At 67.6% G+C, this 15,837-nt stretch carries 12 protein-coding genes and 1 tRNA gene; 11 read left to right on the top strand and 2 right to left on the bottom strand.

Translation table 11 applies throughout. From position 1 onward, the window contains the following. The first annotated feature begins 11 nt into the window (after positions 1-11). The 11 genes from F3S47_RS08610 to F3S47_RS08560 all read left to right on the top strand — a co-directional run bounded on the left by F3S47_RS08610 (position 12) and on the right by F3S47_RS08560 (position 10,255). Positions 12-1,061, top strand: coding sequence for a cysteine desulfurase family protein (locus F3S47_RS08610; protein ID WP_150444830.1), 1,050 nt, complete (start codon positions 12-14; stop codon positions 1,059-1,061). Positions 1,062-1,074: 13 nt separating this feature from the next. Next, positions 1,075-2,664, top strand: coding sequence for a Fe-S cluster assembly protein SufB (sufB, locus tag F3S47_RS08605; RefSeq protein ID WP_150444829.1), 1,590 nt, complete (start codon positions 1,075-1,077; stop codon positions 2,662-2,664). Positions 2,665-2,671: 7 nt separating this feature from the next. Further along, positions 2,672-3,565: an FkbM family methyltransferase gene (locus tag F3S47_RS08600; RefSeq protein WP_150444828.1), complete on the top strand. Its 894-nt coding sequence runs from the start codon at positions 2,672-2,674 to the stop codon at positions 3,563-3,565. Continuing rightward, a complete protein-coding gene (locus F3S47_RS08595; RefSeq protein WP_223877764.1) occupies positions 3,562-4,185 on the top strand; it encodes a hypothetical protein in 624 nt (207 codons plus the stop codon). Before F3S47_RS08600 ends, F3S47_RS08595 begins: the two co-directional genes overlap by 4 nt. A 33-nt stretch (positions 4,186-4,218) precedes the next feature. Further along, complete coding sequence (sufC, locus tag F3S47_RS08590) at positions 4,219-4,974, top strand: Fe-S cluster assembly ATPase SufC (protein WP_150444827.1); 756 nt, start codon at positions 4,219-4,221, stop codon at positions 4,972-4,974. Next, positions 4,974-6,284 carry a SufB/SufD family protein gene (locus F3S47_RS08585; RefSeq protein ID WP_150444826.1) on the top strand — a complete coding sequence of 437 codons (1,311 nt, stop codon included), beginning with the start codon at positions 4,974-4,976 and terminating at the stop codon, positions 6,282-6,284. The genes sufC and F3S47_RS08585 overlap by 1 nt, the downstream gene beginning before the upstream one ends. Next, positions 6,284-6,784: a hypothetical protein gene (locus F3S47_RS08580; RefSeq protein ID WP_150444825.1), complete on the top strand. Its 501-nt coding sequence runs from the start codon at positions 6,284-6,286 to the stop codon at positions 6,782-6,784. Before F3S47_RS08585 ends, F3S47_RS08580 begins: the two co-directional genes overlap by 1 nt. Beyond that, positions 6,781-7,362: a Yip1 family protein gene (locus tag F3S47_RS08575; RefSeq protein WP_150444824.1), complete on the top strand. Its 582-nt coding sequence runs from the start codon at positions 6,781-6,783 to the stop codon at positions 7,360-7,362. Before F3S47_RS08580 ends, F3S47_RS08575 begins: the two co-directional genes overlap by 4 nt. A 9-nt stretch (positions 7,363-7,371) precedes the next feature. Then, a complete protein-coding gene (locus F3S47_RS08570) occupies positions 7,372-8,592 on the top strand; it encodes a cysteine desulfurase (protein WP_150444823.1) in 1,221 nt (406 codons plus the stop codon). Between the two features lie 207 nt (positions 8,593-8,799). After that, a tRNA-Arg gene (locus F3S47_RS08565) sits at positions 8,800-8,876 on the top strand. Positions 8,877-9,058: 182 nt separating this feature from the next. After that, positions 9,059-10,255 (top strand): multidrug effflux MFS transporter, encoded by a 1,197-nt coding sequence (locus F3S47_RS08560; protein WP_150444822.1) that lies wholly within the window; start codon positions 9,059-9,061, stop codon positions 10,253-10,255. Positions 10,256-10,314: 59 nt separating this feature from the next. On the opposite strand, the gene F3S47_RS08555 is transcribed toward F3S47_RS08560, so the two are convergent. Both F3S47_RS08555 and F3S47_RS08550 read right to left on the bottom strand, forming a co-directional pair. Continuing rightward, the gene (locus F3S47_RS08555; protein WP_150444821.1) at positions 10,315-14,085 is read right to left on the bottom strand and encodes an efflux RND transporter permease subunit; all 3,771 of its coding nucleotides are present in this window, start codon (positions 14,083-14,085) and stop codon (positions 10,315-10,317) included. Beyond that, entirely contained in the window at positions 14,082-15,545 is a 1,464-nt protein-coding gene (locus F3S47_RS08550) for an efflux RND transporter periplasmic adaptor subunit (protein WP_150444820.1), read from the bottom strand. Before F3S47_RS08550 ends, F3S47_RS08555 begins: the two co-directional genes overlap by 4 nt. Positions 15,546-15,837: the final 292 nt, after the last annotated feature.

The raw sequence follows: 15,837 nt of genomic DNA, 5'->3' as shown, positions 1-15,837 counted from the left end.
GGGAGAGACGCGTGACCGGGCGGGTGTATCTCGACTGGAACGCCACCTCGCCGCTCCGGCCCGAGGCGCGCGCCGCCATGGCCGAGGCGATGGACGTGGTGGGCAATCCCTCCTCGGTCCATGCCGAGGGTCGTGCTGCCAAGGGCCTGATCGAACGTGCGCGGGGACAGCTGGCCGAGGCTCTCGGCGCGTCCTCCGGGGCCGATCTCGTCTTCGTCTCCGGCGCGACCGAGGCGGCGGCGCTGGCCCTTGGCGGTCGCGAGCTGCGGGGCGCCCGCATCGAGCACGACGCGGTTCACGCCTGGTGCGATCCGGTCCTGCCCGTCGCGACCGACGGCCGGGTTGAGGTCGCGGAGCCCGAAGACGCCACGCTCCAGCTCGCCAATTCCGAAACCGGCGTGGTGCAGGACCTGCCGCAGGGCCTGGCCGTCAGCGACATTACCCAGGGCTTCGGCCGGCTGCCCTTCGCCTACGGCTGGGCGGGCGTCGGAATGATCTTCCTCTCCGCCCACAAGTTCGGCGGGCCCAAGGGCGCCGGTCTCCTGGTGATTCCGGAGGGGTACGACCTCTCCGCTCGGAGCAGGGGCGGCGGCCAGGAGATGGGACGCCGCTCGGGGACCGAGAACGTCATCGGGATCGCCGGCATGGCCGCGGCGGCGGAGGCCGCACAGCGGGATCTGGCCGCCGGGACATGGGACAGAGTGGCCGAGATTAGAAATATTCTAGAAAAGGCCATTGTGGCCGCCAGCCCAGAGACTATTTTTGTCGGGAACGCGGCGCGTCGTCTGCCCAACACCAGCCTGATGCTGACTCCGGGCTGGAAGGGCGAGACGCAGGTGATGGCCATGGACCTCGCGGGGTTCGCCGTCAGCGCGGGCAGCGCCTGTTCCTCGGGCAAGGTGCGCGAGAACCGGGTGCTCGCCGCGATGGGATACGACAGGGCCGAGGCGGGGTGCGCGATCCGCGTCTCCATCGGGCCCGACACGACAGAGGATCAGGTCCTGGCCTTCGCGGAGGCCTGGTCCCGCGCCAGACAGAAGCAACGCGCCCGCGCGGCGTGAGAGAGGACGAGACATGACCGCACTGGACAATGTCCCCAAGGCACAGACCCCCGAGGTCAAGGAAGGCGTCGACGAGGAAACGGTCGAGGCCGTCCGCGCGCTTTCCGGCAAGTACAAGTACGGCTGGGAGACGGACGTCGAGATGGACTACGCCCCCAAGGGCCTGTCCGAGGACATCGTCCGCCTGATCTCGGCCAAGAACGACGAGCCCGAATGGATGACTGAGTGGCGTCTGCAGGCCTATGCCCGCTGGCTGAAGATGGAAGAGCCCGACTGGGCCATGGTCGAGTACCCCCAGATCGACTTTCAGGACCAGTATTACTACGCGCGCCCCAAGTCCTTCGAGACCAAGCCGAAGTCGCTGGACGAGGTCGATCCCAAGCTGCTCGAGACCTACAACAAGCTGGGTATCCCGCTGAAGGAGCAGGAGGTTCTCGCCGGCGTCGAGGGCGCAGGAGAGGTGGCCACGCCCGAGGACAACTCGACCCGTGCCGCGGGCGAGGCGCCCGACGCCACCGAGCCGCGCAAGGTCGCCGTGGACGCCGTCTTCGACAGCGTCAGCGTGGGTACGACCTTCCAGAAGGAACTCGAGAAGGCGGGCGTCATCTTCTGCTCGATCTCAGAGGCGATCCGCGAGCATCCCGAGCTGGTGAAGAAGTACCTGGGCTCCGTCGTGCCGCAGGGCGACAATTTCTTCGCTGGCCTCAACTCGGCGGTCTTCTCCGACGGGTCCTTCGTCTACGTCCCGCCGGGGGTGCGCTGCCCGATGGAGCTGTCGACCTATTTCCGGATCAATGCCGAGAACACCGGCCAGTTCGAGCGGACGCTGATCATCGCCGACAAGGGTTCCTACGTCAGCTACCTGGAAGGCTGCACCGCGCCCCAGCGCGACACCGCCCAGCTGCACGCCGCGGTGGTGGAGATCATCGCCGAGGAAGACGCCGAGGTGAAATACTCGACTGTCCAGAACTGGTACCCCGGTGACGAGAACGGCAAGGGCGGCATCTACAACTTCGTCACCAAGCGCGCCGACTGCCGGGGCGACCGGGCGAAGGTCATGTGGACCCAGGTCGAGACTGGCTCCTCGGTGACCTGGAAGTATCCCTCCTGCATCCTGCGGGGCGACGACAGCCAGGGCGAGTTCTACTCGATCGCCATCACCAACAACTGGCAGCAGGCCGATACCGGCACCAAGATGATCCACCTGGGCAAGCGCACCAAGTCGCGCATCGTGTCCAAGGGGATCAGCGCCGGGCACGCGCAGAACACCTACCGCGGCCTCGTCTCGATGCATCCCAAGGCCAAGGATAGCCGCAACTTCACCCAGTGCGACTCGCTGCTGATCGGTGACAAGTGCGGGGCGCACACGGTCCCCTACATCGAGGTGAAGAACAACTCGAGCCGGGTGGAGCACGAGGCCACGACCTCCAAGGTCGACGAGGACCAGATGTTCTACTGCCAGCAGCGCGGCATGGACGAGGAAGAAGCCGTGGCGCTCATCGTCAACGGCTTCGCCAAGGAAGTGCTTCAGGCGCTGCCGATGGAATTCGCGATGGAAGCTCAACAGCTCGTCGCGATCTCCCTCGAAGGCTCGGTGGGCTGAGGATCACATGGCGCCGCAGGCGGACACGGGAGCGCGGCTCGCCGCGCTGGCACGGCATCTTTCGCCGTCCCGCCGCCTGCGTGTCTGCGACGTAGGCGCGAACCCCCTGGGGGAGGCGCCCTACGCGCCGCTCCTGGAGGCCGGTCTTGCCGAAGTTCACGGCTTCGAGCCTCACCCGGAGGCCTACGAGGCACTGACCGCCGAGGACCGGGCGGGAGAGACCTACTATCCCGTCGCCATCGGCCGGCCCGGCGCGCGAGAGCTTAGGATCCACCCGAACTCCGGCTTCACCTCTCTGCATGCCTTCGACGAGGCCTCGCTCGACCGGATCGGCAAGCGCAAGTGGATGTCGCCGAAGCGGCCGATCCGGATCGTCCCGCTCGAGACCACGGCGCTCGACGACGTGGACAGCCTGCCGTCGATCGATCTTCTGAAGATGGACCTGCAGGGCGCCGAGGGAGAGGTGGTCGAGACCGGCGGCACCGCGCTGGCCGATACCGTCGCCGTCGTGACCGAGGTTCGATTCCACCGAATCTACGAGGACGAGCCGGTCTTCGGCGACCTGGACGTGATCCTGCGCGACGCGGGCTTCACGCTGCACAAGTTCCTCTTCACCAAGTCGGTGATGATGCCACATGCCCACGAGGACAAGGTCCGCCGTCCCGCCATGACGAGCCAGCTGCTCGACGGCGACGCGGTCTACCTCCGGGCGGACCGGACCCCCGCCGAGATGGACGGAGACGCGCTGTGTCACCTCGCGCTCTGCGCGGATACGGTTTTCGACAGCCCCGACGTGACCCTGCTGGCGCTCTCCGAGCTGGAGCGGCGGGGAGAAGTGACGGGACAGGCGGCGGATGACTACGTTTCGACCCTGACGCCCCGACAGAGGGCGCGGCAATGACCGATGCTGCGACCACCGATCCGCGTCCCGTGGAGATGCCGGAGCGTCCGATGCTCACCATGCCGGAGGCGGAGGCCGACTGGCTCCGGGACACCTACGAGGCCGCCTCCGTGATCCTGGAATACGGCTCGGGCGGCTCGACGGTCCTGGCCTCGGAGATGCCAGGCAAGACCATCCGCTCGGTCGAGAACGACTGGGCCTGGGCCCGGATGATGCGCGCCTGGTTCGAGAGCAACCCGGGCCGGAGCCGGCCGGAGATCGTCCACGTCGGGATCGGTCCGACCAAGGCCTGGGGCAGGCCGCGCAACTACGTCCGGCACGCCGAGTTCGCCCGCTACCCGCTGGCGGTCTGGGACGGGCCCGAGGCGATCCAGCCGGACGTCGTCCTGATCGACGGCCGCTTCCGGGTCGGCTGCCTGCTGGCCTGCGTCTTTCGGGCGAAACGGCCTTTGACGGTGCTCTTCGATGATTACGTTGAGCGCGAACACTACCACGTCTGCGAGGACTACGCGGAGCGGGTCGAGACGCGGGGCCGCATGGCGCGCTTCGAGGTCACGCCCCGGCAGATCCGCAACGATGAATTGCTCGAGGTGATCGGGCTGATACAGCAACCGGAATAGGGCCCCTCGCCGCGAAGGGCCAAGGAGAGAAACATGCTCGATATCAAGGGACTGAAGGTCAAACTGGAGGAAGAGGACAAACAGATCCTCAAGGGCGTCGACCTGCACGTCGAGGCGGGCAAGGTGCACGCGATCATGGGGCCCAACGGCTCGGGCAAATCGACCCTGAGCTACGTTCTCTCGGGCCGCGAGGGCTACGAGGTGACCGAGGGTTCCGCGTCGCTGCTGGGCGAGGACATCCTCGACATGGAGCCGGAAGAGCGCGCCGCCGCGGGTCTCTTCCTCGCGTTCCAGTACCCCGTCGAGATCCCCGGCGTGGGCAACATGACCTTCCTGCGCACGGCGCTGAACTCCCAGCGGAAGGCGCGCGGGCAGGAGGAAATCTCCTCGGCCGACTTCCTCAAGCTGATCCGCGAGAAGGCCAAGAACCTGCAGATCGAGCCCGAGATGCTCAAGCGCGCGGTCAACGTCGGCTTCTCCGGCGGTGAGAAGAAGCGCAACGAGATCCTGCAGATGGCCGTGCTCGAGCCGAAGATGTGTATCCTGGACGAGACCGACTCCGGCCTCGACGTGGACGCGATGAAGCTGGTCTCCGACGGCGTGAACGCGCTGCGCGACGAGGGCCGCGGCTTCCTCGTCATCACCCACTACCAGCGCCTGCTGAACCACATCAAACCGGACGTCGTGCACATCATGTCCGACGGCCGGATCGTGAAGACCGGCGGTCCCGAACTCGCGCTCGAGGTCGAGGAAAACGGGTACGGCGACATCCTGAACGAGGTGGCCTGATGGCGAAGGCAGCGATCAAGCAGCAGAAGGCCGAGGCGACCGAGGCCCGGCTCGCCGGCCTGACGCTCCCCGAGAGCGGCGCATGGGCCCGGGAGGCCCGCGAGGCGGCGCTGGAGCGCGTGCGCAGCATGGGCCTGCCGCATCGGCGCGACGAGTATTGGAAGTTCACCGACCCGACCTCGCTCACCGCCGAGGAGCCTCCGCAGGCCTCGGTCTTCGAGACCGGCGAGCCGCCGCTCTTCGACGGTGTCGACCGGCTGAAGGTCGTCTTCGTCGACGGTGTCTTCGACCCGGAGGCCTCCGACGACCTCTCGCTGGAGGGGATCGAGATCGAGCGCCTCTCCGAGGCCATGGCCAAGGACATCCACTGGGTCCGCGACCTCTACGGCAAGATCGAGGGCGCGAGCCACGAGAAGGTCGACCGGCCCCTCGCAGCCTTCAACACGGCCTTCGCGACCGACGGGGTGGTCATTCGCGTCACCGGCAAGCCCTCGAAGCCCGTGAGCCTGGTTTATCTGCATAAATCAGAGCGTTCGGATGCGATCCTCCACCACTGCGTGAAGGTGGAAGAGGGCGCGGAGCTGACGATCCTGGAAAACGGGCCGGCCGCCGCGCGCTTTTCCAAGGGTCTCGAAGTGGACGTCGCCGACACCGGCGCTTTCCACCTGGTCCGCGCCCAGGGCCGCGACCACGAGCGGCGCGCCGTGACCGGCACTTTCGCCCGTCTCGGGCGCGAGAGCACCTTCAAGACCTTCACCCTCACGGTCAACGGCGTGATGACCCGCAACGAGGCCTACGTCGAGCTCACCGGCGACGAGGCGGTCTGCCACATCGCAGGGGCCTGCCTCGGCGACGGGCGCGACTTCCATCACGACGCGACGGTCTTCGTGACCCACGACGCGGTGAACTGCGAGAGCCGGCAGGTCTTCAAGAACGTGCTGCGGAACGGCGCCACCGGCGTTTTCCAGGGCAAGATCCTGGTGAAGCAGGGCGCGCAGAAGACCGACGGCTACCAGATCAGCCAGTCGCTCCTGCTCGACGACGACAGCACCTTCCAGGCCAAGCCCGAGCTGGAGATCTACGCCGACGACGTGGCCTGCTCCCACGGGTCGACTTCGGGCGCCATCGACGCCGACGCGCTCTACTACCTGCGGGCCCGCGGCATGGCCAAGGCGGAGGCTGAGAACCTGCTGACGCTGGCCTTCGTGGCCGAGGCGCTGGAGGAGATCGAGAACGAGGCCTATGCCGAGGAGCTGCGCGAACGGCTCGCCGGGTGGCTCGAGCGCCGGCGGGACAGGGCCGCCGGCTGATGGCGGTGACGACGGATATCGTGCGGACCTGGCAAGGTCCGCGCGCCGTCATGCGCGACCTGCTCGCGCAGGGCAAGCGAGAGGATCGGGCCGTGGCCTTCCTCCTCACCGCCTGCCTGCTGCTCTTCATCGCGCGCCTGCCGCTGCTGGTGCGCGTTTCCGAGGGCGTCGAGACCCTGCCGGGCCAGCAGGGGGCCGAGTTCACGCAGCTCGCGGCCTATGCCTTCTTCGGGGCGCTCATGGTGCTGCCGCTGCTGCTCTACGGGCTGGCCGCGGTGAGCCATATCGTGGCTCGTGCCGCGGGCGGGCAGGGCAGCTGGTACTCCGCCCGGCTCGCGCTCTTCTGGTCCCTGCTTGCGTCCGCGCCCCTTGCGCTGCTCTACGGCCTGGCGCGCGGCATGCTGGGGCCGGGCGCGCCCGCGACCTTCACCGGAGCGCTCTGGCTCGCGGGATTCGCGCTCATCTGGACGCTGAGCCTGTCGGAGGCCGAGCGGCCATGACCTCTTCCGCCGGGTCCCTCGCGCGGCTCCTGATGGAGACCGTGCGCCAGCCCCGCGAGGTGGCGCGGTTCATCATCGGGCAGGGCTACAGCCGCGAGGTGCTCTGGATGGGCCTCGTGCTCGTCACGCTGATCTCGGTGCTGCTGGTCGCCGTTTTCTCGGTTCTCCTGCCGCCCCCGCCGCCCGAGGCGCCGGAGCGGATCGTGCTCACGCCGCTCACCTATGCGACCATTCTCGGCGGATCGCTCGTCATCACGGTCTTCGCGTTGCACTACACCGGGCTGATGCTCGGCGGCGAAGGCCGTCTCGAGGATACGCTGGCCCTCATGGTCTGGCTGCAGTTCCTGCTGGTCGTCCTACAGGCGGCGCAGGTCGTGCTGGCGATCGCCCTTCCCGCGCTCGGAGCCTATGCCGCCATCGTCTCGGTGGGCATCGCGCTCTGGGTGCTCGTCCATTTCATCAACGAAGCGCAGCGGTTCGAGTCCCTCGGCCGCGCGGTTCTGACGCTCGTCGCCGCCCTGCTCGGCGTGGGGGTGGGACTCTCCACGCTCCTCGCGGTCATCGGCGCCGGCGTCTGAGGAGGCAAGATGTACGACATCGACCGGATCCGTGCCGATTTCCCGATCCTTTCGCGGACAGTGAACGACAAGCCGCTGGTCTACCTCGACAATGGTGCCTCGGCGCAGAAACCCCGGGTGGTGATCGACGCGATCACGCGCGCCTATTCCGAGGAATACGCCAACGTCCACCGGGGGCTGCACTACCTGTCGAACCTCGCGACGGAGAAATACGAAGCCGTCCGCGGCACGGTCGCGCGCTTTCTCAACGCACCTTCCGAGAACGAGATCGTTCTCAACTCCGGCACCACCGAGGGAATCAACATGGTCGCCTACGGTTGGGCGGCGCCCCGGATGGAAGAGGGCGACGAGATCGTCCTCTCCGTCATGGAGCACCACGCCAACATCGTGCCCTGGCACTTCCTGCGCGAGCGGCAGGGTGTGAAGCTGGTCTGGGTCGACACCGAGGCCGACGGGAGCCTCGACCCGCAGAAGGTGATCGACGCCATCGGCCCCCGGACGAAGCTCGTGGCGGTCACGCACCTGTCCAACGTGCTGGGCACCAAGGTCGACGTGAAGGCGATCGCCGCCGGCGCGCGCGCGAAGGGCGTGCCGGTGCTGGTCGACGGGTCACAGGCCGCGGTGCACATGCCGGTGGATCTTTCCGACCTCGGCGTCGATTTCTACGCGATCACCGGCCACAAGCTCTACGGCCCCTCCGGCTCCGGCGCGATCTGGGTCCGGCAGGAACGAATGGCGGAGATGCGCCCCTTCATGGGCGGCGGCGACATGATCCGCGAGGTCTCCAAGGAGACGGTCCTCTACAACGACCCGCCGATGAAGTTCGAGGCCGGCACGCCCGGCATCGTCCAGACCATCGGCCTGGGCGTCGCGCTGGAGTACATGATGGGTCTCGGCATGTCCGAGATCGCCGCCCACGAGGATCGTCTGCGCGACTACGCGGTAGAGCGGCTCGCCGGCCTGAACTGGCTGACCGTGCAGGGGACGGCGCCGGACAAGGCCGCGATCTTTTCCTTCACGCTGGAGGGGGCGGCCCATGCCCACGACATCTCCACCGTGCTCGACAAGAAGGGCGTTGCCGTACGGGCCGGTCACCACTGCGCGGGGCCGTTGATGGATCACCTTGGCCTGACCGCGACCTGCCGGGCGAGCTTCGGCCTCTACAATACCGAGCAGGAGGTCGACACGCTGGTGGAGGCACTGGAGCTCTGCCACGACCTTTTCGCCTGAGGCACAAGGACCTTCCAAGGCCCTTGCCCAGGCCGCGTGCGCGGCGTGACGCGATTTTCGGACCGCGTCGTTGCCACCTCCACTGAAGCCGCGTTAACACAATTTGCGAGCGATTTCATTGGCTTGGGCCCCCGTCCAAATTTGGACGTCCGGTCTCCCGCGAAACCCGTTGCGAGTGCCTCCCCCCGCTGCTAAGGAGCGGCACAGGCACCCGTAGCTCAGCTGGATAGAGCGCTGCCCTCCGAAGGCAGAGGCCAAAGGTTCGAATCCTTTCGGGTGCGCCACCTTCTCCTTGAACGTCCGTCTGCCCGGTTCCGTGCGCCAGTGCGCAGGCCCGAGGGCCGAAAAGGTCATGGCCAAGACCGGCCGAGAGGAGTAGCGCAGCCTCGATACCTTTTCATCACCGCTCCGCAGCCGGATGCTCTGGTCGTCCGGCGGCGCGGCGGTGCCGAACCGGGAGACGTTCATGCCCCTTTTTCGCACGGCCCTCGTCCTGGGCCTTCTCGCCGCCGTCGGTCCCTTTGCCATCGACATGTACCTGCCGGCCCTGCCGCTCATCGCACAGGACCTGCAGGTGACCGAGACCCACGTCCAGACGACGCTCACCGCCTATTTCGCCTGCTTCGGGCTCTCGCAGCTCGCCTGGGGGCCGCTCAGTGACCGTTTCGGGCGCAAGGCGCCGATCTTCGCGGGCCTCGGCATCTTCGCCGTGGCCTCGGTCGGCTGCGCCCTGGCGCCCACGATCGGCGCACTGACAGGTTTCCGCGCGCTGCAGGGCGTGGGCGCGGCGGTGGTCATGGTGACGCCGCGAGCGATCATCCGCGACATCGAGACAGGCCCCAAGGCCACGCGTCTCATGGCGATGGTGATGCTGGTGATCTCGGTCTCGCCGATGCTGGCGCCGCTCGCGGGCGCGGGTCTCATGCAGATCGGGAGCTGGCGGCTGATGTTCTGGGTCCTCTGCGGCGCCGTCGTTCTGAGCCTGCTGCTCACGACCTTCGCGCTGAAGGAGACCCTGCCGGAGGAGAAGCGCACGCCGATCCGGGCGCGGTCGCTGCTGGCGGGCGCGCGGATCCTGCTGACCGATCCGACCTTCGTGGGCCTCACCATGATCGCGGCCTTCGGCTTTGCCAGCTTCTTCGTCTTCCTGTCCTCGGCGAGCTTCGTCTATACCGGCCAGTTCGGTCTCTCGCCCACAGGGTTCAGCCTGGCCTTCGCGGTCAACGCCATCGGCTTCTTCGGGATGAGCCAAGCCGCCGCGCCGCTGGGTGAGCGCTTCGGGACGCTGCCGCTCATCCGGGTCGCGGTCACCTGCTACGCGGCCTTCAACCTGCTGCTCTTCGCTCTGGTGGCCGCCGGCCACGCCAGCCTGCCGCTGATCATCGGGCTGCTGTTCTGCGCGAACGCTTTCCTGGGGCTAGTCGTGCCCACGACCATGGTCGCGGCGCTCGATCCGCACGGCTCCATCGCGGGGCTCGCCTCCTCGCTCGGCGGCACACTGCAGATGGTGACGGGCGGCCTCATGGTGACCGCCGCGAGCCCCTTCTTCGACGGGACGGCGCTGCCGATGGTGGGCGCCATCGCGCTCTGCTCGGTCATCGCGCTGACGCTGACGACGGTGATGCTGCCGCGCATCCGGGCGCAGGGCGACCCGGTCGCCTGACACGAGAAGGGCTGCCTGAGGGCGGCCCTTGTCATGAACAGCATTTCTGAACGGGTCGACTACTCCGCCGCGCGGAGGGGCAGCACCGGGTCTCGGCGCGGCACGCCGAGGCTCTCGTCATCCCACACGATCTCGGGGTGGCGGATGCGGCGGGCCTCGGTGGCGAGCGCCCAGTCCCGGGCCCAGCGGCTGCCCCGTCCGAAGGAGATCCGGGCGAAGGCCCGTCCCAGCCAGCGGACGTAGCTCACGGTCCAGACCCGCACAGCCAGCAGCGAGGGCGTGACCACCAGCGTCAGCACCGTCGCGAGGCCGAGACCGAAGACCACGGCGGTCGCCAACTGCTTCCACCAAAGCGCCGTCGGGCTGTCGATGGTGTAGCCGCCCTGAACGAAGTCGAGGCTCAACCCGAACATCATCGGCGCCAGGCCCGCCATGGTCGTGATCGTGGTGAGCAGCACCGGCCGGATACGGTCCTCCGCCGTGCGGATGATCGCCTCGGTCCGCGGCATGTAGCTCTCGTACTCCTGGTAGGTGTCGATGAGTACGATGTTGTTGTTCACGACGATGCCCGCCAGGGCGACGATCCCGGTGCCGGTCATGATCACCGAGAAGGTCTGGTCCATCAGCAGCATCCCCCACAGGACGCCGGACGTGGAGAGGACCACGGCCACGAGGACCAGCACGGAGTTGTAGAACGAGTTGAACTGCGCCAGCAGGATGATGAACATCAGCGCCAGCGCTCCGCCGAAGGCGGTGCCGAGGAACTGCATGCTCTCCTGTTGCTCTTCCTGGTCGCCGGTCCACTCCCAGTCGACGGAAGCGGGCAGGGGAGAGGTCTCGAGCCAGCTGGTCAGATCGGCGATCCGCTCGGTCGGATTAACCGGCACGGTGCGGGCGGTGCCCTCCTCGACCCGGGCGCGGAGCTCCTCGGTCGTCGTGCCGTTCTCCAGCGACATGATCTGCAGGCGGTCGCCGGAGGGGCTCTCGAGAACGGCGCCGCCGCCCTGCTGCTCGCGCACGTCCGAGGACAGGAGGCGCGCGAAGGCGAGCGTCTGGCCGGTGCCGGCATCCATGGCAGCCGGCGCCTCGATCAGGTCGGCGTCGTCGACCACCACGCGCACGAGGCCCGCGGCAACGTCGGCCTTCACGTCGAAGTGGCGGGTCTGGTCGACCCGGTCGATCTGGGCGAGCTTCGCCACCGGCTCCCGCGTCACGAAGTTCGACAGCGGCACGAGGCCATTGCTGGTTCGCACGCGCAGGGTGTCTAGCGTGGAGAGCACGCGGTCCTCTTCCGGCAGCCGCACGCGGATCTCGATCTCCTCGTCGGAGCTGTCGACCCGCATGGTGTCGAGCATCACGCCGTTGGTGACGAGCTGGACCATCGCGCCGACGGTTGCCACGTCGGCCCCGAAGCGGCCGGCCTTCTCGACGTCCACATTGATCTGCCAGTCGATGCCGGGGAGGGGCAGCGTGTCCTCGATCTGGGTCAAGCCGGTCGTTTCCTCGAAGCGCTCACGGGCGATGGCTGTGGCCTCACGCAGGTCTTCCCAGTCGTCGCCCATGAGTCGCAGGTGCACGGGTTTGCCGGATCCCGGTCCCTGCGCCAGGGCCAGGATTTCCGCCTGGATGCCGGGGATTTCTTCGAGGTCCTTGTTCAGCTCGTCGATGATGACGTCGCCGTCGAGGTCGGGACGGTCGGCGCGATCTTCCCAGGGGATCGTCTCGAACTGCACCTGGCCGACGGTGTCACCGGGGACGGAAGAACCGCTCGCATCCGTGTTGAGGCCGCCGTCGCCCGCGAAGGAGAAGACGTTCGTGACGCCCGGGTGGGCCATCACGATCTCCTCGGCCTGGCGCACGAGCTCGTCCTTCTCCGCGAGGCTGAGGTTGCCGCGCGCGCGGACGTAGACGGTGCCCTGTTCCGGTTCGCTCTCGACGAAGAACTCGGTGCCGTTGTTGTTCGCGCCGTAGTAGCTGAACGTGAATACGACGAAGGCGATCACCGCCCCGATGGTCACGAGCGGCATTATCGGGTTGTTCGCGATCGCGGCGATGAAATAGCCGAAGGGCGAACGGCGGTAACCGGCCCGGATCGGCTTCTCACGGCGCTGGATCTTGGCGGCCGAGAGGGTGATCGAGGTCGCCGCCGCGCCGGCGAGGAAGAGCAGGATGCCGGGCAGGCTGTCCATCAGGCCGGTCGTCTGCCGGGCGGCGCCGGTGAAGTAGCCGGGGTTCAGCATCAGCATCGCGCCGGCGAACACGGCGAACATCGCCACGGGCACCAGCGCCGCGCGAACCACCCAGGGCAGGGTCCGCTTCAGCAGTCCGGCGGTGCGCTCGAAGTTCCGGGTGAGCCGGCCGGTCACGCCGCCCATGACGGGAAGGTAGATCAGGGCCACGATCAGCGAGGCGGAGAGCACGAAGATCAGCGTGGTGGGCAGCATCCCCATAAACTCGCCCGCGACACCGGGCCAGAAGAGCATGGGCAGGAAGGCGCAGAGCGTCGTCGCCGTCGAGGAGACGATGGGCCAGAACATCCGCTTGGCGGCCTCGGTATATGCCGACATCGGACCGGAGCCCTCGGAGATGCGCTTGTCTGCGTATTCGACCACGACGATCGCGCCGTCGACCAGCATCCCGACCGCGAGGATCAGGCCGAACATCACGATGTTCGAAATGGTGATGCCGAGCGTGCCCAGCAGCACGAAGCAAAGCAGGAAGGAGGTCGGAATCGCGAAGCCGACGAGCAGCGCCGGCCTCGGCCCGAGGGCCGCGAGTACGACGATCATCACCAGCGCGACCGCAGTCAGGACCGAACCCTCGAGTTGGCTCACCATGGAGGCCACGTAGCGCGACTGGTCGTTGGACGTGCTGACGGTGATGGCCGTCCGCAGAGGATCGGGCCAGGTCGCCTCTTCCGCGGCGATCGTCTCCTTCACCAGGTCGACGGTGTCGATCAGGTTGAAGCCCTTGCGCTTGACCACCTGCAGCGCGACCGTGTTCGTCCCGTTGAAACGCGCGGTTCCGGCGCGGTCCTCGAAGGTCAGATGAATGGTCGCGAGATCGCCCAAGGTGATCACGCGGTCGCCGTTCGTCTTCACCGGCAGGTCGTAGATGTCCGAAGGCTCGTCGAAGCTGGACGGGATCTTGACCGAGAAGGCGCCCGAAGCGGTCTCCACCTCGCCCGCCGCCACCAGCAGGTTGTTGTTGGTGACCACGTTGATCAGCTCGCCGGCGGTGACGTTGTAGGCCTCGAGCTTGAGCGGATCGATGACCACCTCGACCATCTCGTCGCGCTGCCCGGCGATGCCTGCCTCGAGCACGGCATCCAGCCCTTCGATCCGGTCCTGAAGGTCCTTCGCGGCGCGCAGCAGGGTGCGCTCGGGGACGTCGCCGGTGAGGCTGACGATCACGATGGGGAATTCGGAGAAGTTGATCTCGTTGATCGAGTACTGGTCCGCACCGGCGGGAAAGCTCGCCTCGGCGTTGGACATGGCCTCGCGGACATCGGCCATGATCGCGGTCTTGTCCCAGCCGAACTCGAACTCCAGCGCGACACCGGCATAGCCCTCGGCGGCGGTGCTGCTCATGGTCTTCAGCCCGTCGAGATCCGACAGCTCGGTCTCCATCGGGCGCACCAGCAGCGTCTCGGAATCCTCGGCGGAGATGCCGGGGAAAGGAACAGAGATGAAGAGCGCCGGGATCTCGATGTCGGGCTCGCCCTCCTTGGGCAGGCCGACGTAGGCATAGCCGCCCGCCAGGAGAGAGACGGCGATGAAGGCGAGGATCATCCGCGCCCGCGACGCAGCCCAGTCGACGATACCGGTCATCCGTCCACTCCCTCGTCAGGCGTTTCCGGGGCCAGGTCCTCGACGATGACGTCCCCGTCCGGGCCATCGGCGCCTGCGGTGCTCTCCAGCGGCTCATCGCGGAAACTGGGCCGGATGGGCGTGCCCTCGGTGACGTATTCCTGGCCCACGACGATGATCTCCGCCGTCTCGGGCAGGCCGGCGACCCAGACGCCCTCCACCGTGTCGCGGATGATCGTGACCGGCGTGAAGCCCGCCGTGTCGTCCTCGCGGACCGTGCGAACGCCAAGCGTGCCCTCGTCGTCGAGGGTAAGGGCCGACTGCGGCAGGAGGTGCGCGGACTGGCCGGAGGCCTGGATCAGGATGTCGGCGGTCTGTCCGTCGCTGATGGTAAGGTCCTCGTTATCGACCGTGATCTCGACGCGGAAGGTGCGGGTCGTCTCGTCGGCGGACCGCGACAGGAAGGTCACCTGGCCAGACACCTCGCGCCCCGAGGCGAGCCGTGCGCCGGCGTGCGCGCCGGTCTCGACCTTGCCGACCTCGGCTTCCGGGACGAAGCCCACCACCTTGATCGGATCGAGCTGGATGACGGTGGCGCAGAGGCCGCCGGGCTGGAGCAGGGTGCCGATCTCGGCGGCGTCGGTCTCCATCAGGCCGGCGAAAGGCGCCTCCATGGTCAGCTGCTCGATGGCCTGTTCGGCCGAGGCGACGGCCGCGCGGGCAGACTGGATCCCGGCACGCGCGCTCTCGACCGAGGCAATCGCACCCTCAACACCGGCTTCGGCAGAGATGATCTGGGCGTCGGACGCCTTGAGCGAAGCCTCGGCGGAGGACACGGCGGCGCGGGCGGATTCGAGCGCCGCATCGGCGTTGGCGACCCGCGTGTCGGAGGCGAATCCACCCTCGGAGAGCTGGGTCGCGGCATTCGCGTTGATCTGTGCCTCGTTCAGTCGCGCGCGCGCCTCGGAAACACGGGACTGGGCCTCGGCTTTGCGGGCTTCCGCCTCGGCGAGAGAAGCCTCCGCGGCGGGCACCCGGGCTTCCGCCTCGGGCAGACGGGCGCGGGCCTCTTCCAGCCGTCCCTCGGCCTCTTCCAGCTGGGCCTCGCGCGTCCCGGCATCGAGCTCACAAAGCACGTCACCCTCTTCGACGAAGGCGCCCTTGCGCTGTGGGTCGGAGATCACGAGACCGGAGAGTTCGGAGCGGACCTCAACCTGACGGGCGGCCTCGGTGCGGCCGCGCAGCACGACCGCGCTGTCGATCGTCTCGGCGCTGCTGCGCAGGGCGACGACGGCGACGCCCTCTTCGTCGTCATCGGGGGCGGCGGCCTCCGTCGTCTCCCCGGAGGCCGGGTCGGCCTCTTCGGCGGTGTCCTCTGTGGTCTCGACCTGGGCGACGGCAAACAGGATGTCCCGCTCGATGATGAGCAGGTAGAGCGCTCCCGTCACGAGGGCGGCGGTCAGAATTGACAGGATCCGCATGTGATGCGCCTCTTATTCGCCAGCCCTGGTTACTACGGAGGACTGAACCGGTCGGTTCAGTAGAGATGCCGCTGACATAGAGATTGCATTCCCCAGCGCAAGCTTTGCTGCTCAGATTCATACCGCGAAGCCGGGACGCAAGCCACTGTCGAGGGGAAAGAGCCTTGAGAAAAGGCATATGACGCGCCGCAGCGGCGCCTCGGTGTGCACATGCAGCAACAGGGGCGGGGCTTGTCCCCCGACGGTGCTTGAGGGTAAGAGGCGCCGGACAACGAGGACAGGCCCCCGAAGG

It is taken from the genome of Histidinibacterium aquaticum (assembly GCF_008710275.1).
Lineage (GTDB): Bacteria > Pseudomonadota > Alphaproteobacteria > Rhodobacterales > Rhodobacteraceae > Oceanicola > Oceanicola aquaticus.
This window is presented reverse-complemented; position numbering and strand designations above follow the sequence as displayed.